This is a genomic window from Streptomyces sp. NPDC002144 (genome assembly GCF_053593695.1).
The window spans coordinates 1-21,737 of sequence record NZ_JBSFDB010000070.1; the positions used below are offsets into that span (position 1 = coordinate 1).

Here is a 21,737-nt window from a genome sequence, read left to right on the forward strand (position 1 = left end):
ACCGCGGGGACGCCGGTCAGCGGGCCGTCCTCGTACGACGTGATCGCCTGCGCGCCCTTGAGCCGTACCCGCTCCGACCACAGCGTGCCCGTGCCGCCGCCGGTCAGGCGGACCCGCTCGTGGGGCAGCAGGGGGAAGAGTTCGTCGGTGCGCACGCCCAGGGCCTCGCGGAAGGCGCCCGGGTAACCGCCCAGCCGGACGTGGCAGTTGGCGTCCACCATGCCGCTGTGGAAGCCGACCGCCAGGGTGCCGCCGCGCTCGGCGAAGCCGGTGAGGTTGGCCGCGCCCTCGTCGTCGATCAGGTAGAGGGAGGGGGCCAGGACCAGGCGGTAGGCGGACAGGTCGGCGTCGGGGCGTACGAAGTCCACCGCCACGCCCGACCGCCACAGCGGCTCGTACCAGGCCCGCACCAGGTCCAGGTAGCGCAGGTCCCCGTTGGGCTGGGAAGGCTGTTCCAGCGCCCAACGGGCGTTCCAGTCCCAGACGACGGCGACCTGCGCGGTGGAGACACTTCCCCGTACCTCGGCCAACGCCCGCAGATCCGCGCCGAGTCGGACGACGTCCCGCCAGATCTGGCTGTCCGTGCCGGCGTGCGGGAGCATCGCGGAGTGCCACTGCTCGGCGCCGGCCTTGGCGGCCCGCCACTGGAAGTAGGCGATGCCGTCGGCGCCGTGGGCGACATGTGCGAGGGCGTTGCGGCGCAACTCCCCCGCCGTCTTGGCCCGGTTGACCGGCTGCCAGTTGACCGCGCCGGTGGAGTGCTCCATCAACAGCCACGGCCCGCCGGCCAGGGACCGGGTGAGGTCGCCGCTGAGCGCGATGTCGATCTGCGACTCGGGGTCGGCGGACTGGAGGTAGTGGTCGTTGGAGACGATGTCCAGCTCGGGGGCCCAGCGCCAGTAGTCGAGGGCGTCGAAGCTGAAGTTGACCATGAAATTGGTGGTGGCCGGGACGGACGGTGTCACCGCCCGCAGGACATCGCGTTCGGCCCGGTACAGCGACAGCAGTTCGTCGGAGCAGAAGCGGCGCCAGTCCAGCAGATGGGTGGGGTTGGGGACCGCGCCGGTGGTGCGGGGCGGCAGGATCTGCTCCCAGGAGTAGTACCACTGGGACCAGAACGTGGTGCCCCAGGCATGGTTGAGGGCGGTCAGGTCCTCGCCGTACTTCGCCCGCAGCCAGGTGCGGAAGGCGACCGCGCTGGTGTCGCAGTAGCAGGCCGCGTTGTGGCAGCCGTACTCGTTGTGCACGTGCCACATCACCACGGCTGGGTGATCGGCGTACCGCTCGGCCAGGGCCGTGGTGATCCGCAGTGCCGCGCGGCGGTAGGCGGGGCTGGACGGGCAGAACGTCTGGCGGCTGCCGTACGACAGTCTGCGGCCGTCCTTGTCGACCGGCAGGGCGTCCGGGTGCGCGACGAAGAACCAGGCCGGCGGGGCCGCCGTCGGGGTCGCCAGGTCGGCGGCGATGCCGTGGGCGTGCAGCAGGTCGAGGATCCGGTCCATGCGGGAGAAGTCGTGAACACCCTCGGACGGCTCCAGCAGCGCCCAGGAGAAGATGCCGACGCTGACCATGTTCACCCCGGCCTCGCGCATCAGGCGCACGTCCTCGGCCCAGACCTCCTCGGGCCACTGCTCGGGGTTGTAGTCACCGCCGTAGGCGATACCGGGCACCGCGAGCACGGGTGTGGCGGGGCCAAGGGGAGATTGCGGAGCAGTCACTGGGGTCACTTTCGATTGTCGAGGCCGGGGCGCGACCATAACCAAACGAGATCCAACAAACATGATCGGCGGATGTCAGGAAGCGTGAGCGCTGCTCGGGCCTGCTGTCAAGGTGGCGGGGTGAAGGTCGCGGCAGCCGGACTCGTCTCATCCGCTTGCCCTGCGAGGTGAGGGGCTTCCCTTGTATCGGCTCTGAACTGCATAGACGTGCCGTCCGCATCTCGTTGTGGCCGACAGGTCGCGCGCCGGGCGAGACGAGGGGAGCGGTCGGAACTCTTGACGTGTCTCGCTCCGCTGCGTAGACATGACCGCGCGATCTGACCGCGCGGCCATAGTCGCTGACCTCGTTCGATCGCCCGAACGTCGTCATGCGCCAGAGCCGCCCACGGGAGCCGACCGGCTCCTCGCACACACCCGCCCCTCATCCCCGCTGTGGAGCCGCACATGTCCCCTGCCCAGCCAGGCACCAGACCCCGCGCCGCGGATTCCCACCCCGTCCCCCCTCTCCTCCTCCTGCTGGCCCTGATCGCGGCGGTCGGGGCGGTCCTCCTCCCGGCAGCCGGCCAGGTCCACGCCCTGTCCCGCCCCTCGCAGACCATGTACACCCCGCCGTCCGGCACCCCCGCCCCGGGCTCGCTGTATCCGAGGGCGATACGGCTGGAGCACAGCGGCTCGTCCAACGGAACCGTGCTGGCCACGTTCGAGCAGTACACCTCCGGCACGCCGGTCTTCCCGATCTACCGCAGCACCGACAACGGCAACTCCTGGACGAAGATCTCCGACGTCGCCGACACCCAGAACGGGTGGGGCATGCGCTGGGAGCCGCAGCTGTTCGAACTGCCCACGGCGCTGGGCACCTTCCCCGCAGGGACCCTCCTGATCGCGGGTGACTCCGTCCCCGGCGACCGGTCCGCGACGAAGATCGACATGTACGCGAGCACGGACCACGGACTGACGTGGACCTTCGTCAGCAACATCGCCACCGGCGGCCGCGCGATCTCCAGCAACGGCTACACGCCGGTGTGGGAGCCCTTCTTCCTGATGAACGGAAACCGGCTGGTCGTCTACTACTCCGACCAGCGCGACACCAACCACGGCCAGAAGCTGGTGCACCAGGTCAGCACGGACGGAGTGAACTGGGGTCCCGTCGTGGACGACGTGGCGATGCCCACGTACAGCGACCGTCCCGGCATGGCGACCGTCGCCCAACTGCCCAACGGCAAGTACGTGATGACGTACGAGTACGGCGGCGCGCCGGAGAAGAACTTCGCGGTCTACTACAAGATCTCCGCAGACCCGGAGGCCTTCGGCTCGGTCACCGGCCAGGTGCTCAAGGCGACCGACGGCTATGTCCCCTCCAGCGCGCCGTACATCACCTGGCTTCCGACCGGCGGAGCCAACGGCATCCTGGTCGTGAGTGCCACCAGCACCGGTGACCTCTTCCTCAACACCCAGAACGGCGCCGCGAACGCCTGGAGCCGCATCCAGTCGAACGTCGCCGGCGGATACAGCCGGGGGATGCTCCCGCTGCCCGACGGCCACAGCCTGGAGGTCTTCAGCGGCGGCTACAACGGCGGTTCACTGAACCCGGTCACCTACAGCACCATCGACCTGGGCGGCGGCATCAACGACGGCGCCATCTACACCGTCTCCAACGCGGGCAGCAACCTGGCGCTGACGATCGCGGGCGGTACGACCGCCAACGGCACCTACGCCACGCAGCAGAACACCGACAACGCCACCGACCAGCAGTGGAAGTTCGCCCTCCAGCCGTCCGGCTACTTCAGGATCTCCAACGTGGCCAACGGCAAGGTGCTGGGAGTGGAGAACCAGTCCACCGCCAACGGCGCCAAGGTCCTGCAGTGGGACGACAACGGCACCCTCGACCACGAGTGGGCGGTCGTCCCGAGCCCGTCCGGCGGTTTCTCGGCCGTGAACAGGCTCACCGGCAAGTACCTGGAGATCCCCAGCGCCTCCACCACGGTGGGCACCGTCGCCGGACAGTGGGACGGCACCGGCTGCGCCTGCCAGCGCTGGAACCTGGCCCAGACCGCGCTGCCGTCCCTGTCCACCGGTCAGTACGTGCTGGTGAACAAGAACAGCGGCAAGTACCTGGAGATCCCCGCCGCTTCCACCACCGCCGGTACGGCGGCCGACCAGTGGCAGAACTCCGCGTGCGACTGCCAGTTGTGGACCTTCCAGTCCCAGAGCGGCGGAGCGTGGACCCTGCAGAACGTCCACAGCGCCCTCAAGCTCGACATCGGCAATGCCTCCACCGCCGCGGGCGCGGCCCTCGTCCAGACCAGCGCCTCCGGAGGCGCCTCGCAGAAGTGGACCCTGACGAGCGCGGGCGGGGGCTACTACAAGCTCGTCAACGTGGGCAGCGGTCTCGTTGCCGGCGTCGCCCAGTCCTCCACCGCCAACGGCGCCTCCGTCATCCAGTGGAACGACGTCAGCGTCGACGACCAGCTGTGGAAGATCGTCCGGGTCAACTGACCCGACACAGTCAGCAGTTGGCCGTACGGGCTCGCCGGTGATCCGGCGAGCCCGTCCTCATGCGGTGCCCGGTGGCCGTCGCGCGGTCACTGCTTGCCGCGCGTGGCGAGCCGTTCGGCGATCTCGTTCCTGACCGTCTCGTTCAGCTCGTCCGACGTGAAGCCGAGATCGCCCAGGATCTGCGCGGCGAGGCCTTCCTCCACCCGGATCAGGCCAAGGAGCGTGTGTTCGGTGCCGACCCAGTCGTGGCCGAGGTCGGCTGACGCGCGATGGGCCTCCTCGATGGCCTTCTTGCTCTCCGGCCGGAACGCGATGTGACCCCGCGGCGCCTTCTTCCCGGCGGGCGGCAAGGCTTCCCGGATCGCGTCGCGGACGCGCTGCTCCGACCCGGTCCTCGCCACCAGCACCTCGTATGCCAGGCCGCGCGGCTCGCCGAGCAGCCCGAGCAGCATGTGTTCGGTGCCGATGAAGTCGTGCTTGTGCGTTCGGGCGGCCTCCTGTGCCAGCACGATGCTGTGCCGGTTGAGGTTGGTGAACCTCTCGAAGGCGGCGGGTGTGTGACGTTGCTGGGCGGCCTGCTTGGAGACTCCGATGGCGTCGCCGATCTCGGTCCATGAGGCGCCGGTCTGCTTGGCCTTGCTGACGTAGTGGTCGATGAGCTGGTCACCGAGGTCGGACAGCGTCTGAGCACGAAGTCGTGCCTCGCTGATGCGCGCCAGTTCGCTGGCTTCGGGAAGTTCCTCGTCTAGCCGGGCGATCAGGTCGGCCAGGCTGATGTCGAGTGGGCTCATGCGTCAATCTTAAGTTGACGATGACCTACCGTCAACTTGTAATTGACGCTCAATTCCGGCGTGTGCCGGATCGTCAGGCCCGCGCCGGAGTTCGTCGGTGAGACGCTGTGGGCGGCTCTGGAGGCGCTGGCGGTCGCGGCTCCGACGTGGCAGTCCGGCCTGGTCACAGCCGAGTGGGCCGAGCGCTAAGGACCACGCGTGGACGACTACCGCTTCCCCAAAGGCGAAGAGGTCCGGGAGGAATGGGCCCGGCAGGTCGGCGAGGACGGATTCTTCCTGATGGAAGCGGGCTACGCGCCCATAGCGCCCCGCTGGCTGCGCGAGATCGAGGCGGTGCAGGTGCTGCGCAGGGGACCTGGATCCAGCAATACCACAGCAACAAGAAGGGGGTGCGCTGGCGGGAGGGCAAGGACCTCCCGCCCGGTCATCACCGGTTGTGCTCGCCCTATGACACCGACGCCCGTTATGGAATCAAGCGCGGCTCCGGCTGGACCGGCTACATGGCCCATCTGACCGAAACCTGCGAACCCGACGCGCCCCATGTGATCACACAGATGGCCATACTGACGCGGTCGTGGCCGACACGGAGATGACCGAACCGGTCCATCAGACACTCACCGACCGGGACCTGCTGCCTAGCGGATCCCGCTGTCCCACGCCGTCTCGAGGGCTTCCGCGGCGGGCGCGTCGTCCAGCGGTGCGAAGAGTCCGCCGAGCGGGCCGCCGCCGAAGCCAAGCTCCGTGATGTGCACGCTGCTCTGCCCGAGCCGATTCCGCCTCATCCACCGTTCCCTCTCGTCCGGTTGGCGATGCGGGGATCATGGTGGCGTGGTGTGCCCCTTGTCCCCAAGGGGATTTCCCGACCGCTCGGGCGAGGACAGCGCACCGCCGCGGAGTCCGGCCGCCGAGCGGACCAGTGACGCGAGGGCCAGTGAGCGGCTGCTCGACGGCCAGGCGAGCACCGTCGTGACGTCCGGCGCGTCGACGACGGGCACCGCGACGTGTTGGGGCCACTGCCAGGCACGGCTGGAGGCGGGAATCACCAGCAACGTCTTGCCGAGCGCCACGAGTTGGGCGAGCTTCGACTGGGTTCTTACCTCCGGCCCGGGCCCTTCCGGGTACGACCCGTCCAGCCGCGGCCATCGAGCGATCGGGAGGTCCGGCACATGGCTGACCTCCGCCAGCGTGAGCTTGTCCCGGGAGGCGAGCGGATGCCCCGCGGGCACGATCGCGACCTGGCCCTCGACGTACAGGTCCTCGCTGTCGAACCCGGCGAGATCGTCGTATGGACGATGCATGAGCGCCACGTCCGCTTGGCCGTCGCGCAGCAGCCGCGCCTGCTCGCCCACCTCGCACAGCAACACCTCGACCGGTGGCGCGCCGGGCTCGCGCTCCACCGTGTCGAGCAACTGCTGCAGCAGCTCGTGGGAGGCCCCGGCCTTCGTCGCCAGCACCAGCGGTCGCCTCGGATCTCCGGCGCGCCGCGTCCGACGCGCGGCGGCCGCGACCGCGTCGAGAGCCGTCCCGGCCTCCCGGAGCAGCACCCGGCCGGCATCGGTGAGGGCCACACCACGGCGGTTCCGGTCGAGTAGCTGGACGCCGAGCCGCCGCTCCAGCTGGCGGATGGCGCGCGAGAGCGGCGGTTGTGCGATCCCGAGTCGATCGGCGGCACGGCCGAAGTGCAGTTCCTCTGCCACGGCGACGAAGTACCGCAGCTCGCGGGTCTCGAGATCATCCACCCGAGCAGCCTACCGACTGATACCCGGCGAGTATCACAGCGGACCCATCCGATATTGGACCGCCAATGCCCCGCCCGCCGAGCATGGTTGGCGTGAACGACACGAAGACCGCGCTGGTCACCGGCGCGAACAAGGGAATCGGTTTCGCCATCGCACAAGGGCTCGGGGCGGTCGGCTTCAGAGTAGCGGTGGGGGCTCGCGACGACTCCAGGCGCCAGGACGCCGTCGAACGACTGCGTGCCGCCGGCGTCGACGCGTTCGGGGTCGCCCTCGACGTCACCTCGGACGACAGCGCTGCCGCGGCGGCCAAGACGATCGAGCAGACAGCGGGCCGGCTCGACGTACTCGTCAACAACGCGGGCATCTCCGGCCGGACCGACGGCGGCGCGCAGGATCCCACAACGCTCGACCTCGACGTCGTCCGCACGGTGCTGGACACCAACGTCTTCGGCGTGGTCCGGGTGACCAACGCGATGCTCCCGATGCTCAGCCGCGCGAGCGCGCCGCGCATCGTCAACATGTCAAGCAACATGGGCTCGTTGACGCTGCGGACCGGTCCGGTCATGGCCGCGTACGCACCGTCGAAGTCACTGCTCAACAGCCTCACGACACAGTACGCCCGCCGACTCGCCGACACGCCCGTCATCGTGAACGCCTGCTGCCCCGGCTACGTCGCCACCGACTTCACCGGCTTCAACGGACTCCGTACGCCCGAGCAGGGCGCCGCGATCGCCGTCCACCTCGCCACCCTGCCGGACGACGGGCCGCGCGGCGGCTTCTTCGACGACGGGGGAGTCGTCCCCTGGTGAATCAGACGGGTGAATCAGAAGGGGTGAATCAGAAGCGGGGCTCGTCCTCGTCCGTCTTGCGGTTGCGGTTCGCCATCTTCTCCCAGAAGGCGTGCAACTCCCGGACGGGGATGCTCACCCACGGCGCGGTGTGCCGGCTGACGGCGGGCAGGCGCCAGCGATAGCGGCTGTGCAGCAGCGTCTGTTGCTGCCGGCAGAACAGCTCCGCCAGCTCCGCCTGGGCGTTCCCCGTCTGAGGAGGATAGGGGCACAGACGGAACTCGCACGGGGACAGGCAGGTGGTGCCGCAGTCGTCCCTGTCGGCACGGCCAACACTGTGTTCGGGATGGAGTCGACTGCGATCGTGGGTGAGACAGTACGGCAGGGTGTCCTTGTCCGCGAGCTTCAGGCGTTCCTCGATGTCGTCCGGTGTGCCGCTGCCCTCGGTGAGGTTGAGCATGACCAGCACGTCGGCGAGGAGGCGTTGCGCTCGAGGGTGCAGGATGCTCCAGCCGACGGAGGGGGCGATCCACAGGTTGTGCTTCCGGTAGTGCTCCGGATCGGCCGGAGTGGAACCGACGTTGTCGGTGGCTCCGTTCTCGTCGATCCAGATGAACCGCTCGGGGTGTCCTGTCTCCAACGCCAGGGTCACCAGATCCCCGGCCTCGGCGACGAACGGGTGGAGGACCTTGTCCGGTGGGCGCTCGTCTGTCGCGTCGACGGGTACCGGGGCCTGGTGGGCGCTGCCTGCCAGGGCGAGCCACCGAGTGACGGACCGCACTGGTTCCTCGGGACCGGTGGACGTCGACTCATCGTCCGTCTTGGTGTCGGCCGGCGGCGATGGGGCATGGTGTTTGCGATGGTTCGCCGAACCGTATGTGGTGGTGCGTCCGGCCGTGTCGGGGAGCTCCCAGAGGCACAGCGCATGGAGCAGACTCAACTGCGCGTACCAGTACCGACTGCGGGTGAGCATCTTCTCCGCCTGCTTCACCAGGTAGCCCCGGGTCTCTTCGTAGGCGTCCGGGTGCCGTCTCCGGCGGTTCGCCGCGTTCTTGAAGCCCTGGGCCAGAGCGTTCTCCAAGGACAGCGGCATGGGCGGATTCTGCCCGCCGGCCGGGGTGGTGAGGTTGTTCAACCAGAGGTTCAGCCGTTCCTTGGCCTCGGCGCGGTACTTCTCGGACACCGACCCCACGACCATGGGAACGAGCCAGGCCCGGAGGGCGAAGTGGCGCCACAGGGCGATGCGACCGCGCTCGTACTCCCTCATGATCCAGTCGAGCTTCCGCTGACTCTTCTCCGCCGCCATCGAGTCTGAAGCAGGGTTCGCGGCTTCTTCATTGAGCCAGGCGGTGTAGTCGTGGTCGAGCTTCTCCTTGGCCTCACGAATCCTGCCCAGGTACTGCGCTATCGGGTCGCTTCCAAGGGGGAACTCCGTGCGCAACTCCTTGAATGCCGCATCGCCACCGGCAGCTATCTGGTGCGCGACCGCGATGCGAACGGCATACGAGGGCTCATGTGTGCCGATCTGGAAGAGGTGCCTGTAGGGAAGACACGGCTGTACGGGCTCCATGTCTGGAAGCACATGACTTGCCTTGCTCCGCCGCTCCCGTTCGCGCAGAGCGGCTCCGAAGTGGCGAATCAATCCCAACTTCGCTTCCTCGATGGTCCGTTGATCACCCTTGATGGCGAGGTCCGCCCATCGCGCGTCGAGGTCCTGAGCCAGCTTGTCCTGCATGGCCACGGGATCGACACAGTCGATTTCGAAGGCTGCGGCATACAGGTCGTAGTACTTCGCGTCATGCCGGTGCGCTGCGGCGTTGCTGAGCAGTTCGGCCAGTTTCGGCGGCCTACCTCGGCTGTTGGGGGCAGGGGCACCTGCGTGCGACGCACCGCCGGACCGGGCGAGGGCATCAGCTCGGTCACGTGAGAGCAGCACCAGAGCGATGAGCAGCTCCCGGGACGGACCGGGACTGTGCAGCGCCGGTTCGACGACCGCGTCGATCTCGTCGTCCTGCAGCTCTCTGAGCAGGCGATAACCCAGATATGCCTGGAGGATGCTGTGCGGGAAACGAACCCGGTTGGCGCAGCCGTAGACCAGTCCGAGGAGTTGGCCGTTGGCGATGTACCGCCCCAGTTCGGTTCGACACTCGTGGGGGTATTCCAGAACGTTGAGCCAGGGTGCCGACCGGCCGACCTTACGACTCAGCACACCCCATATCGCGTCGCGTTGCGGCGGGGAAACGGAAAGGCGGGTCCCGTTCCACTGGTGGGTGCCTGCCGTCCTGGCGTCGTCCTGGGACTTCATGCGCTCACAGAGGTCGTCCACGTGCGCACTGACGAAGTCCTCGAACGTCACCTCGAGGCTGTCCTGCACCAGTCCGAGGCAGGCCAGTGCCGACACGACCCACATGGTCTCCCGGCGCTCCCTGCGGTCCATCACCAGATTGTCGAATATGCGGCCGTCTTCGATGGCCTGACGGTAAGTGTCCAGAAGCCCGAGCCTGAGCGTGGCGCGGTCATTGCTGCGCGTGTCCATGCGGCGGTGTCCGTCACGGAGTGTCAGGTGTTCCAGCAGTCCGTGCTGCTGGAGCAGATGAGCGATCCGCAGATAGATCGGCGAGTCCACGACCTCGGCGGTCTCCACCACCCAGTCGAGGCGCCGTTCGTCCAGCTCACCGGAGTCTCGTGTCAGGTATTCCAGGGCCGCTTCCTCGCTCAACGGCTCCATGTCGGCGATCGCGGCCCGGGTACCCTCGAGCGGCGCGTGCGGGCGCGAGGCGATGACCAGCGGCAGCTTCTGGCGATCGGCTCGGTCTATCGCCCGCCGGATGATGTTGTCGCGGTCTTCCTGGAACTTGTCGTCGAGGAGGGCCTCTTCCAGTCCGTCGGCGATGACGACGACTTTGTCGTCGACTCTCAGTTGCTGCCATGTCTTGTCGATGTTGCTGCCGGCGAGCACACTCTGGTCCGTCTCTTCTTCGAAGCGGTGCCGTGCCATTTGCTCGAAGTCGAGCTCGCCGTCCTCCTTCATGTCGCGGAGCCTTATGGGCACGGGAACAGCGGACTGCTCTGCGAGCATCCGGGTGAGTTCCACCAGAACGGCGGTCTTGCCGACGCCCACGCCGCCTACGAGCAGATAGGGCTTCCTGGTCTTGCGGTTGCGAAGGGTCTGGGCGATGACCTGGGACAGTTCGCGGCGCCCGACGATCCGGTTGACCAGGGTTCCGGCCGTGGGGACCAGTTCATGGGGATGGTTACGTGCCTTGTCGACGAGGGGCTTCTTGGTCCTGTGGTACCAGTACAGAAGGAAGAACGCCAGGAGCAGGGAGCCGGTGAGAACGGGGCCCACGATGTGGGAGACGGCGTCGAACCATGTGGAGCTAAGCAACTTGTCAAGTTTGTCATCTGGATTGTCTGAATTGGGGTAATCATAAATAGCTAGTGCCACCCAAACGACAACCACAGCTGTCCCCAGAAAGGCGTATATCCGTAGCAGCGGGCCGAGGGACACCATTCCGGGCCGCCAACTCCGGTTCGGGGCAATGCTCCTGTGCGCTTCCCTCTCGGTCCTGAACGTCCGCCACTTCTTGCTCGTCGCTCCCGAGAGCCGGGACCACCACCGTCTCGGATACAACGTATACCAGGGGGCGCTGTGTGGCCGTTCCTTGCCTTCCGGATGGCGGATGACCTTGGTGGGCATGAGGTCCGCTCCCTCCGCGCAGCACGTTGTGGGCGGGCGGATGCGTTCCTGGTTCCCCGCTGCCACAGCGCGATATCTGCTGGCAGGTATGCCTTCGTTTCCATGAAAGCACTGGTGGACAGGACCGCAACATGACCATCGCTCCGGCGGAGGGGGCCATCCGTGAGCATGTCGGCAGGGGATTCTGATGGGCGGTCAGGCATTCGCGGCGCACGTCCGACCAAAGTGATCAAGGAGTGCTCTCCTGCCGGTCAGCTCAATCGGCGATCATGATGGATCGCGCGTATCGTTGGTGATGCGGCAGTGGTCTGCGCGCCAGGCGTTGCCGCCAGCGATACGAACTCGCAGCTTGATCATCGAAGTTTCCGCGAACGATCTGCGCCCTCTTGCGCCGTTCATCCGGCTTGATCATGCCGGAATCCCACGCAGCCATGGCGGCAGCCCATGGGCGCACTCGGTTCCAGCCCCTCCGTCCGCGTGCCCGGGTGCCGACCGCCGGTCGGGTCCGACGGGTCCGCTCCATGGACAACGGAGTTGCGTAGCTAGGGAGTTCAGAAGTGTCTGAGCGCCGACTCGAGTCCCTGCCGCCGCGCCGGTCCCGGCCGAGCCCGGCAGAGGAGGAGTGACTGCCTCATGTACGCGAAGTTCCCCGAGGGCGCGGCCCAGCGCACCGACCCACAGGCGGCGGCCGAGGTCGTCTACGACGCTGTCGTCGTCGGCGGCGGGATCTCCGGCGCCCTGATCGCCCTGCGGCTGAGCAATGCCGGCAAGAGAGTGCTGATGCTCGAAGCGGGCCCGGCCGAGGACCTCACCCTCAGGGGCTATGAGGGCTATCTGAACCGCTTCTACTCGGCCATCGGCAAGGACAACCAGGCCCCCTATCCGGTCGTCCCGAACGCCCCGATGCCTCGGGGCTCCGATGCTCGGCGCATCACCCCGGGTGCGCCCGACGCCTCGTCCTACATCGTCCAGAACGGGCCCTTCGCCACCGACACGACCTACACGCGGGTCCTCGGAGGCACCACCATGCACTGGGAGGGCAAGACGCTGCGGATGCTGCCGGAGGACTTCCGCATGCGCACGCTCTACGGCGAGGGGGCGGACTGGCCGCTCACCTACGAGGACCTCGCCCCGTACTACAACGAGGCCGAACGCGAGATCGGCGTCTCCGCCGACGTGGAGGACCAGGCCTACCTCGGGATCACCTTCGACGAGGGCTACGTGTTCCCCATGAAGGGACTGCCCCTGTCCTACCTGGACCGGACGGTCGCCAAGGACCTCGACGGGATGCCGGTCGAACTCGACGGGGAGCAACGGGAGCTTCGGGTCCGGCCGTTCCCACAGGGCCGGAACGGCATACCGAACCCGGCCTACGACGGCGGGAAGGGATATGTGCCGCGCGGCGCGGTCAGCGCGTACCAGGTCGAGGTCGGCGAGCGGTGTCAGGGCAACGACAACTGCGTGCCCATCTGCCCGGTGCAGGCCAAGTACAACGCCGGCAAAACCCTCGCCCTGGCCCTCCAGAGCGGCCGCGTCGACCTGGTGGCGCAGGCGGTGGCTCACAAGGTGCACGTCGACGAGCGCACGCGCCGGGTGACCGAGATCGAGTACCGGCACTACGACCGGCCCGACAGTCCTGGCTTCAACACCGTGAGGGCCCGCGGCCGGCTGTTCGTCCTGGCCGCCAACGCCGTGGAGAACCCCCGGCTGATGCTGGCCTCCGGGCTGCATGGTTCGAGCGGGATGATGGGGCGTAATTTCATGGACCACGCCTATCTGCTGGCGTGGGGTCTGCTGCCGGAGGTGGCCGGTACCTTCCGTGGCACGATCTGCACGGGCGGCATCGCCGACCTGCGCGGCGGCCGCTTCCGCAGCCGCCAGGCGGCCTTCACCATCGACATCCACAATGACGGCTGGGGATGGGCCCGGGGCGCGCCGATGACCGACCTGATCGGCCTGGTGGACTCCGGCGGACGCTACGGCGAGTCCCTCCGCCAGGCGCTGGTGGACAAGGTGTCCCGTCAGCTGCAGCTGGCGTTCATGGTCGAGGTCCCCGCCAGCCCGAGCAACCGGATCACCGTGAGCCCGGACTTCACCGACAAGCTCGGGAACATGCGGCCCGTCCTCACCTACGACATCCCCGAGTACACGATGCGGGGGGTGGCGTACGCCCGCCAGTTGTCGAAGCGGATCTTCGCGCGCCTGGGGGCCGAGGACCACACCGTGTACGAGCCGAACTTCTGGGGCTACGCGGTCCACGACGGCGAGGGCTACGAACTGCGCGGGGGCAATCACCTCGCCGGCACGCATGTGATGGGCCGCGACCCGTCGACCTCGGTGGTCGACGCGGATCAGCGGTGCTGGGACTACGAGAACCTCTACATGGTCGGCGGGGGCAGCATGCCCACGGTGGGCACGTCGAACGTGACGCTCACCGTCGCCGCCCTGTGCCTGCGCAGCGTCCGGGCCATGCTGGCCCAACTCGACTCCGAGACCGCGCCGATCGAGGTTTCCGCCGATCGGCACCACGCGGCGTCCCTCTCAGGGGAGGTGTCCAGGTGACCGCGTCGACCATCGAGAACCGTGACGACCTGATCCGCTACCTGAACGCGGCGATGGCGCTGGAGCACGGGACCATCCCCACGTACCTGACCGCGTACTACTCCATACGCTCCACCACCAACTCGGATGCCGCCCACATCATCCGGGTCGCCGCGGTGGAGGAGATGCTGCACCTGACCCTCGTCGCCAACGTCCTGAACGCCGTCGGCGGGGAGCCCGACCTGACCCGACCCGGCTTCGTGCCGTCCTATCCGGCCTACCTGCCGGACGGGGAGAGCGACTTCACCGTCGACCTACGGCACTTCTCCCCCGAAGCCGTGGAAACGTTCTGCAAGATCGAGCGACCGGGCAGGGCTCCCAGCGCCGACGAGCGGCTGCTGAAGGTACCCGACGACAGGACTCCGCTCATGGTCTCCAGCCCCACGGCCGAGGGCATGCGCTTCTACAGCATCGGCGAGTTCTACGAGGAGACCATCGAAGGGCTCGAAAAGGTGGCGGCCGGCGACCCCACGCTCTTCCGCGGGGATCCGGCGCGGCAGATGGGGCCCGAGTACTTCTACTCCGGCGGCGGAGACGTGATCGTCGTCTCCGACCTCGAGTCGGCCCAGCGGGCACTGCACTTCATCGCCGCCCAGGGCGAGGGCCTCGACTCGGGTATCTACGACGCGGACGGGGAGTTGGCCCACTACTACCGTTTCCGGCAGCTCCAGCTCGGGCGCTACTACCAGGCGGGCGATTCCCCTGACGCGCCTTCGGGGCCCGCGCTGCGCATCGACTGGGACGACGTGTACAAGGTGAAGACGAGCGCCCGGCTGGCCGACTACCCGGCGGGATCGGAACTCGCCCGCGTCGCCCATGACTTCAACGCCGACTACGCGGCCTTCCTCGCCCTGCTCACCAAGGCGTTCAACGGACAGCCGGACCTGTTGCAGGATGCCGTCTGCGAGATGTTCCGCCTGCGCGACGGGTTCAACCGGCTGATCTGCAACCCCCTGCCGGGCAGCGGCGGCCTGCACGCCGCTCCCACCTTCGAGATGCCGGCCGAGACCGGACCTGATCCGCTGGCCTCAGCGGGTGCCGGCGAGACACCCCCGGTGGTGACGTGATGAGCGCCCCGCCCTTCGAGGACTTTCTCTCCCTCTCGGTCGACCTCACCGCCTTCGAGGCCACCGACCTGCTCGGCACCGGCATGGCCCACAAGTACCTCGCGAAGGTGCGGGCCGCCTGCGGTGACGAGGCTCTCATCGCTCTCCTGGCGGCCCATCGGGCGGCCCGGACGGATGCGGCCGGTGACGCCGGAAGTCTCACCCGGTCCCCACTCGACCGCGATCTGCTGGACCGGGCTCTGCGCCACCGCATCTTCGGTGACGACCGCCTCGGGCCGGTGGCGCGCAACATCATCAAGCTCTGGTACGCCGGGATGTGGTACGCGCTGCCGCCCGAGTGGACCGACCGCTATGGAGCCGGAACGGCCGTGGGCACGTCCACGGTGACCGCCGCCTCCTACCAGGAGGGGCTGCTGTGGCGGGCCATCGGAGCCAATCCTCCGGGGGCCAAGGCACCCGGATACGGGTCCTGGGCCAAGCCGCCCCGTATCGCGGACCGTTACCTGAAAGGGGCGAGGAGATGACGCATGTGGCTGACCGCCTCAGCCCGGACAAGGTGAAGCTCGGTGTCTGCTGCACCCTGTGGTGGAACGACGACTTCCCCACCATCGACGTCGGTATCTCCTTCGGCCAGGCCGTGAGCGAGATGGCCCTCGCCGGCTTCCAGGGCTGCAGCATCGGACACAAGTACCCGTCGGACGCCGACGAGCTCAAGGCAGCCCTCGATCTGCGCGGCCTGAGCGTGTCCGAGCCCTGGACGAGCACCTACTTCACGATCGGCAACATGCGGCAGAAGACGATCTCCGCCTTCGAGGAAACCCTGGCCCGTATCAGGGCGCTGGGCGGGACCGAGCTGGTCGTGGCCGAGTTCGGCGCCTCCTCGCACCTGCTGCCGGTGGACGTGTTCGCCAACCGGCCGGTCTTCACCGACGCCCAGTGGGACGCCTTGACCTCGGGCCTGAACGAGCTGGGCAGGATCGCCGACTCGGCCGGGATGAAGCTCAGTTATCACCACCACATGGGCACGGGAGTCATGAACCGGCCCGACATCGACCGATTGATGTCCTCGACCGATCCGGACCTGGTCCATCTGCTGCTCGACACGGGACACATCGCCTTCGCCGGCGACGATCCGCTGGAGCTGGCCCGGGTGTACGCCGACCGCATCGGACACGTCCACCTGAAGAGCGTCCGTCCCGAGGTGGTCAGCCGGGTACGTGAGGAAGGCCTGTCCTTCCAGGAAGCCATCCAGCTCGGCGTGTTCACCGTGCCCGGAGACGGTGCGATCGACTTCCGGCCCATCCTCGAAGTCCTGGCCGACGCGCACTACCAGGGGTGGCTGGTCGTGGAGGCGGAGCAGGATCCGAACAGGGCCGTCCCGCTCGAGTACGCCAAGAAGGCCCGCGCCTACCTCGCCGATGTCCTGGGGTGGTGACGATGAACGCGACACTCGGACGGGACGTGTTCTTCAGCTTCTTCATGTTCACGGCCGATCTGCGGCCACAGGACACGCGGTACACCCGGACACTTGTCAACCACCTGAAAGCCCTGACCGACATGGGCTATGACGGATTCGACGTGCATATCGCGGCCCAGCCCACGACCGTCGATCACAAGCTCGAGGTCGACAGCTACCTGGGCCTCAAGAAGGCATTCGAGCGGGCAGGACTGGGGGAGGCGAAGTTCACCACCAACGTCGGGACCACGCGCACCTTCGACCCGACGTCGCCTTATGAGGAGCAGCGTCGGCAGGCGCTGTCCTACCTCAAGTCACGCGTCGAGATCACCAGGGTCCTGGGCGGCGACTCGATCATGTCCGGGCCGTTCATCTACCCCTACGGGGTCTTTCCGGTCACGGACTCCGACGAGCCGATCTGGAGCGACGCCCTGCAGGACTGGATGAAACCGCGGTACGACGCGGCGCGCTCCGTCTTCGAGGAACTGTTGGAGTACGCCGCGGCGCGAGAGGTGAAGCTGGCCGTCGAGCCCGTCAAGAGCTGGGAGACGCCGCCGCCCAACATGGTCTCCGAGGTACTGGACTTCCTCGAAGGCCTCGAACACCCGCAGGGTGGCGTGACGATCGACACCGCGCAGGTCGTGATGGAAAGTCAGGGCCCGTCGGTATTGAAGGAGAACGTCGCGCGGGCGGTACGGCAGGACCGGCTCTACTACGTCCACATATCCGCACCCGACCGGGGCGCGGTGAAGGACAGCTGGATCCCCTGGAACATCATCTCGGACGAGATCCAACCGGTCTATCGCGGGCCGTACCTGATCGAAGTGTTCAACGCCATCCCGCCGTTCGACAGCTCCATGCGCATGGCACGCCGGCGTTTCTGGCGACCCGGCGAGGACGAAGCGGTGCCCGGCAGGGACAGTGCTTACGACGTCGCCAGGGCCGCGCTGGACGAACTGCGGACGCAGACCGCATAACCCGGAGGCCTCGCATGCCGGCTCAGATGTCAGATCCCGTCATCATGGTCGTGAAGCAGACAGGCGATGTCCGCATTCACACCTTCGTCGCGTCCTTCGAAGACAGCAACATCGCGAACGCCACCCACATCATCGAAACCGCGAACCAGCTGGTTCTCGTCGACGCGCAGTTCCTCGTCCCGTACGCGAGGGCGTTCAGGGACTACGCGGACAGCCTGGGCAAACCGATCGAGCGGCTGTATGTCTCCCACCGGCACCCGGACCACTGGTTCGGTCTGGGAACCGCGTTCGCCGACATCACCGTCCATGCCCTCTCCGAAACCATGACCTTCATCCAGGATCACGGGGAGGACTCGAGAAGTGACCACTGGAAACTCGGTGATCTCGCCCCGGAGCGCGTAGTCGTTCCCAAGCAGGTCGCCAGTCCCGGCGAAGAGACGATCGACGGGGTCAGGTATGTCTTCGACCGGGTGACGGACACCGAAATCGACTACCACCTCACCATCAGGCTTCCTGACGTGGGCGCGTACTTCACTCAGGACCTGATCTACAGCGGCACCCATCTGTATCTGACGAAACACATGGGTCACTGGATCAGGGTCCTGCAAGAAATGCTGGTGTCGGAGTACGAGTTGTTCATGCCGGGCCACGGCCTGCCGGCCGACAAGAACGAAGTCGCCCGCAACGTCGAGTACCTTTCCGCCGCTCGGCAGGCGATCGGTGACGGGCTGTCGGGCGACGCCTTCAAGAGCTTCCTGCTGCAGCGGTATCCCGAACGCAAGTGCCCCGGGATCTTCGACATCTACCTGCCCCGACTGTTCGGCGGCGCGAGCGACTACTGATCACGGGAGGTGCTTCCATCGTGACCGAGGGATGCACGGTAGGGCAGTACCTGGTGGACCGGCTCCGCCAACTCGGGCTGGACCACCTGTTCGCCATCGCCGGCGACTATTCGATCGAATGGTTGAACCGGTACGTCGCGCCGAACGGCATGGAGATCGTCGAGGAAGTCAACGAGGTGAACGCCGGTTACGCGGCGGACGGTTACGCGAGGCTGAAGGGGATCGGCGCCCTGTGCGTCACCTACTCCGCAGGAGCGTTGTGTGCCGTGAACGCTGTCGCCGGCGCCTATGTCGAGAAGGTGCCGCTCGTACTGATCAACGGCACGCCGAGTGTGAAGAAGACCATCGTCTTCGAACAGACCGGCTTCAGCGCCCATCACTTCATCAGCGGACGCGAGACGGATCTTCAGTCCTTCGAGCACCTGACGGTCGCGGCCATACGGATCGACAACCCCGATCTCGCCCCCACGCTGATCGACTACGCACTCACCCGGTGCATCAGCGAACGGCGCCCGATCTACATCGAGTTGCTCCAGGACATGGTCGACCTGGAGTGCGAGGCGCCGAGGGGCGTGTTGAAGCCAACCAGGATCCTGTCGGACGAGACCAGCCTGGAGCAGTCGGTCGCACAGATCCGCGCACAGCTCGAAAACGCCGAGAACCCGCTCATCTGGCTGGGTGTGGAGATCGACCGGCTCGGTCTTCAGGACAAGGCCATGAGTCTGATCCAGCAACTCAACATCCCGTTCGTCACGGAACTCCTCAGCAAGTCCGTTCTTTCCGAAGACGATGAGCTGTTCGTCGGCGTGCTCGACGGCCAGGCGTCAGCGACGGCCGTGACGGACCTCGCCGGCACGGCGGACTTCATCCTGGCCCTCGGTGTGTGGCTGACAGACATCAACTCGTTGGGGTGGGCCCCGGACTACGACAAAACCGCGTTCGCGTCGTTCGACGCCGTCAAGTTCGGAACCTCCTTCGGCGGACAGGTCGCCCTGGAGCACCTCGTCGACGGCATCCTGGCCGAGAAGATCACGCCCAAGGTGCGCAAGGCCCCCGACATGCCGGCCCGCAGCGCACCGGTCGTGGGGGACACGGATGTCATCACGTACCAGGGTTTCTACGACTACATCCAGCAGTACATCGACAGGAACACCATCGTCGGCGCCGACGCCAGCATGAACTACTTCGGCAGCCTGCTGCTCGATGTGCCGAACCCGGGAGGGTTCATCGTCCAGTCGTCCTACTCGGCGATCGGCTACAGCGGGGCCGCCGCCACGGGTATCTGCCTGGCCAAGGGTCCCGACCAGAAGGTGATCGTCTTCTCGGGTGACGGCGGCTTCCAGATGACCGCCCAATGCCTCTCGACGCAGGCCCGGTTCGGCCTCGATCCGATCATCTTCGTCATCGACAACGGCGTCTACGCCGTGGAGCAGTGGCTCGCCGATGCAGGGGTCTACCACTCCGACAAACCGTTCTACAAGCCGTGCGAGCTGCACCGCTGGAATTACAGCAAGCTGGCGGAGGTCTTCGGGTGCCGGGGATGGGAAGTCGGCACATACGGAGAGCTGAGGGACGCCGTGCGAGGCGCGCAGGAGTACACGAGCGGCCCGTCCGTCATCCAGGTGCACGTGCCCGAAAAGACGATCCCCGACAACGCGAAGTGGAAGAACCCGTAGCAGGGCGAAGGAGAGCGGGAGAAATCCCGCTCGAAAGGGGCGTCCCCATGGACAGCTACCCACTGATCGAGAACCACGGTCTCATCGGCGATCTGCAGACCGCCGCGCTGGTGTCCACCGAGGGCGTGGTCGACTGGTTCTGCACCCCGCGGTTCGACTCGCCGAGCATCTTCGGGGCGCTGCTGGACAGGGAGGAGGGCGGCCACTGCACGGTCCGGCCGGCGCACCGGAGCCACACGGTCAAGCAGTTGTACCTGCCTGCCACGGCTGTCCTGGTGACCCGGTTCATCACCGAGGCGGGCGCCGGTGAGGTGGTCGACTTCATGCCCGTGACCGGTACGACGGTCACCTCCCGCCACCGCCTGGTGCGTCTGGTCCGCTGTGTGCGCGGCAGCATGACGTTCCAGGTGGAGATCGCCCCACGGTTCGACTACGGACGCAGCAAGCACGAGGTGCACATCTCCCAGCACGGAGCGGTCTTCGCCGCGGAGGACGGCACGTCACTCACCGTGCACCCCATCCGTGAACCGGGGGACGACCGGCTGACCGACGTTCTCACGGACCAGGGCGGCGACCTGCACCTCTCACTCACGCTGAAGGCAGGTCAGCAGCGCGGACTGGTGCTTGAGGTGGGCGCCGAGGGGCCCCCTGCCGAGGTCCGCCTGGACGCGTACGAACGGCTCTTCGACGAGACCGTGGCGTTCTGGCGCTCCTGGATGGCACAGTCGCGCTACACCGGGCGCTGGCGCGAGATGGTGGAGCGATCCGCGATCACGCTGAAGCTCATGACCTTCGCTCCCAGTGGCGCGGTGGTGGCCGCTCCGACGGCGGCACTTCCCGAGCAACTGCGCGGCGAACGCAACTGGGACTACCGCTTCACCTGGATCCGGGACGCCTCCTTCTCCGTGTACGCCCTGCTGGGGCTGGGCTTCACGGAGGAGGCCCAGGCGTTCATCGGCTGGCTGACCGACCGGGTCAAGGAGCAGGCCGGCAGCGGCGGGAGCACGGGCCCGCTCAACGTCATGTACAAGGTCGACGGCTCCAGCGACCTCGACGAGCAGATCCTCGACCACTGGGAGGGCTACGCGGGCTCCCGGCCGGTACGCATCGGCAACGGCGCCGCGACACAACTCCAACTGGACATCTACGGCGAGGCACTGGACAGCATCTACTTCGCGCACCAGCACGGATTCCAGATCGGCCACGCCGGATGGACCGCGATGCGCGCGAACCTGGACTGGCTGGCCAACCACTGGGACCAGGCGGAGGAGGGCATCTGGGAGACCCGCGGCGGACGCCAGGACTTCACCTACGGCCGGGTCATGTCGTGGGTGGCCTTCGACCGCGCCCTGCGCCTCGCCGAGTCGAAGGGCTGGCCGTCGGCGGCCGTGCGGTGGCAGACGGAGCGCGACGCCGTCTACGAACAGGTCATGGCCAAGGGGTGGAACGAGGAGCGGCAGGCCTTCGTCCAGCACTACGGCAGCGACGTACTGGACTCCTCGCTGCTGCGCATGGCGACCGTCGGGTTCCTCAGCCCCGAGGATCCGATCTGGGCATCGACCCTGGACGCCTTCGAGCGCGAACTGGTCAGCGACAGCCTCGTCTACCGCTACAACCCGGAAGCCTCTCCCGACGGTCTGCGCGGTTCCGAGGGCACCTTCTCACTGTGCACGTTCATGTACGTCGACGCCCTGGCCCGTGCGGGGCGGGCGGACAAGGCGCGGCTGGTCTTCGAAAAGATGATGGGATACGCCAACCATCTGGGCCTGTACTCGGAGGAGATCGACCCGACGGGCCGTCAACTGGGCAATTTCCCGCAGGCGTTCACACACCTCGCACTCATCGACGCGGCCCTCACCCTCGACAGGGTGCTCGACGGGCAATAG

Annotated in this window: 17 protein-coding genes; 11 read left to right on the forward strand and 6 right to left on the reverse strand. The window is 67.2% G+C overall.

Annotated features, from left to right (window positions below):
• The coding region (locus ACWCQ1_RS46700; protein ID WP_451029436.1) for a beta-galactosidase at positions 1-1,592 on the reverse strand (1,592 nt) is incomplete at its 3' end.
• Between the two features lie 570 nt (positions 1,593-2,162).
• Between ACWCQ1_RS46700 and ACWCQ1_RS46705 the strand changes: the two genes are divergently transcribed.
• Positions 2,163-4,214, forward strand: coding sequence for an RICIN domain-containing protein (locus ACWCQ1_RS46705; protein ID WP_451029429.1), 2,052 nt, complete (start codon positions 2,163-2,165; stop codon positions 4,212-4,214).
• A gap of 86 nt (positions 4,215-4,300) precedes the next feature.
• Here the strand turns inward: ACWCQ1_RS46705 and ACWCQ1_RS46710 are convergent, their stop codons facing one another.
• Positions 4,301-5,005 carry a Clp protease N-terminal domain-containing protein gene (locus ACWCQ1_RS46710; RefSeq protein WP_358605251.1) on the reverse strand — a complete coding sequence of 235 codons (705 nt, stop codon included), beginning with the start codon at positions 5,003-5,005 and terminating at the stop codon, positions 4,301-4,303.
• Positions 5,006-5,047: 42 nt separating this feature from the next.
• Between ACWCQ1_RS46710 and ACWCQ1_RS46715 the strand changes: the two genes are divergently transcribed.
• Complete coding sequence (locus ACWCQ1_RS46715; RefSeq protein ID WP_451029430.1) at positions 5,048-5,194, forward strand: hypothetical protein; 147 nt, start codon at positions 5,048-5,050, stop codon at positions 5,192-5,194.
• A gap of 446 nt (positions 5,195-5,640) precedes the next feature.
• On the opposite strand, the gene ACWCQ1_RS46720 is transcribed toward ACWCQ1_RS46715, so the two are convergent.
• The gene (locus tag ACWCQ1_RS46720; RefSeq protein ID WP_451029431.1) at positions 5,641-5,787 is read right to left on the reverse strand and encodes a hypothetical protein; all 147 of its coding nucleotides are present in this window, start codon (positions 5,785-5,787) and stop codon (positions 5,641-5,643) included.
• A gap of 36 nt (positions 5,788-5,823) precedes the next feature.
• The gene (locus ACWCQ1_RS46725; RefSeq protein ID WP_358605260.1) at positions 5,824-6,744 is read right to left on the reverse strand and encodes a LysR family transcriptional regulator; all 921 of its coding nucleotides are present in this window, start codon (positions 6,742-6,744) and stop codon (positions 5,824-5,826) included.
• Positions 6,745-6,827: 83 nt separating this feature from the next.
• On the opposite strand from ACWCQ1_RS46725, the gene ACWCQ1_RS46730 reads away from it, so the two are divergent.
• Complete coding sequence (locus ACWCQ1_RS46730; RefSeq protein ID WP_358605263.1) at positions 6,828-7,553, forward strand: SDR family oxidoreductase; 726 nt, start codon at positions 6,828-6,830, stop codon at positions 7,551-7,553.
• A gap of 28 nt (positions 7,554-7,581) precedes the next feature.
• On the opposite strand, the gene ACWCQ1_RS46735 is transcribed toward ACWCQ1_RS46730, so the two are convergent.
• Positions 7,582-11,232, reverse strand: a complete 3,651-nt coding sequence (locus ACWCQ1_RS46735) for an ATP-binding protein (RefSeq protein WP_358605266.1) — start codon at positions 11,230-11,232, stop codon at positions 7,582-7,584.
• Between the two features lie 256 nt (positions 11,233-11,488).
• Positions 11,489-11,644 (reverse strand): hypothetical protein, encoded by a 156-nt coding sequence (locus tag ACWCQ1_RS46740; protein WP_358605269.1) that lies wholly within the window; start codon positions 11,642-11,644, stop codon positions 11,489-11,491.
• Positions 11,645-11,865: 221 nt separating this feature from the next.
• On the opposite strand from ACWCQ1_RS46740, the gene ACWCQ1_RS46745 reads away from it, so the two are divergent.
• Genes ACWCQ1_RS46745 through ACWCQ1_RS46780 form a run of 8 tightly spaced genes read left to right on the forward strand, consistent with a single transcriptional unit; the run spans position 11,866 to position 21,737 of the window.
• Positions 11,866-13,794, forward strand: coding sequence for a GMC family oxidoreductase (locus tag ACWCQ1_RS46745; RefSeq protein ID WP_133047696.1), 1,929 nt, complete (start codon positions 11,866-11,868; stop codon positions 13,792-13,794).
• Positions 13,791-14,900, forward strand: coding sequence for a ferritin-like domain-containing protein (locus tag ACWCQ1_RS46750; RefSeq protein ID WP_358605272.1), 1,110 nt, complete (start codon positions 13,791-13,793; stop codon positions 14,898-14,900). The genes ACWCQ1_RS46745 and ACWCQ1_RS46750 overlap by 4 nt, the downstream gene beginning before the upstream one ends.
• On the forward strand, positions 14,900-15,424 hold the full coding sequence (locus tag ACWCQ1_RS46755) for a hypothetical protein (protein WP_133047697.1): 525 nt from the start codon (positions 14,900-14,902) through the stop codon (positions 15,422-15,424). The genes ACWCQ1_RS46750 and ACWCQ1_RS46755 overlap by 1 nt, the downstream gene beginning before the upstream one ends.
• Entirely contained in the window at positions 15,421-16,335 is a 915-nt protein-coding gene (iolE, locus tag ACWCQ1_RS46760) for a myo-inosose-2 dehydratase (RefSeq protein ID WP_451029432.1), read from the forward strand. The genes ACWCQ1_RS46755 and iolE overlap by 4 nt, the downstream gene beginning before the upstream one ends.
• Before the next feature lie 2 nt (positions 16,336-16,337).
• A complete protein-coding gene (locus tag ACWCQ1_RS46765) occupies positions 16,338-17,333 on the forward strand; it encodes a sugar phosphate isomerase/epimerase family protein (RefSeq protein WP_358605280.1) in 996 nt (331 codons plus the stop codon).
• A 26-nt stretch (positions 17,334-17,359) separates the two neighbouring features.
• Positions 17,360-18,175: an MBL fold metallo-hydrolase gene (locus ACWCQ1_RS46770; RefSeq protein WP_358605283.1), complete on the forward strand. Its 816-nt coding sequence runs from the start codon at positions 17,360-17,362 to the stop codon at positions 18,173-18,175.
• Between the two features lie 20 nt (positions 18,176-18,195).
• Entirely contained in the window at positions 18,196-19,851 is a 1,656-nt protein-coding gene (locus tag ACWCQ1_RS46775; RefSeq protein ID WP_358605286.1) for an alpha-keto acid decarboxylase family protein, read from the forward strand.
• Between the two features lie 47 nt (positions 19,852-19,898).
• Positions 19,899-21,737 carry a glycoside hydrolase family 15 protein gene (locus ACWCQ1_RS46780; RefSeq protein ID WP_358605289.1) on the forward strand — a complete coding sequence of 613 codons (1,839 nt, stop codon included), beginning with the start codon at positions 19,899-19,901 and terminating at the stop codon, positions 21,735-21,737.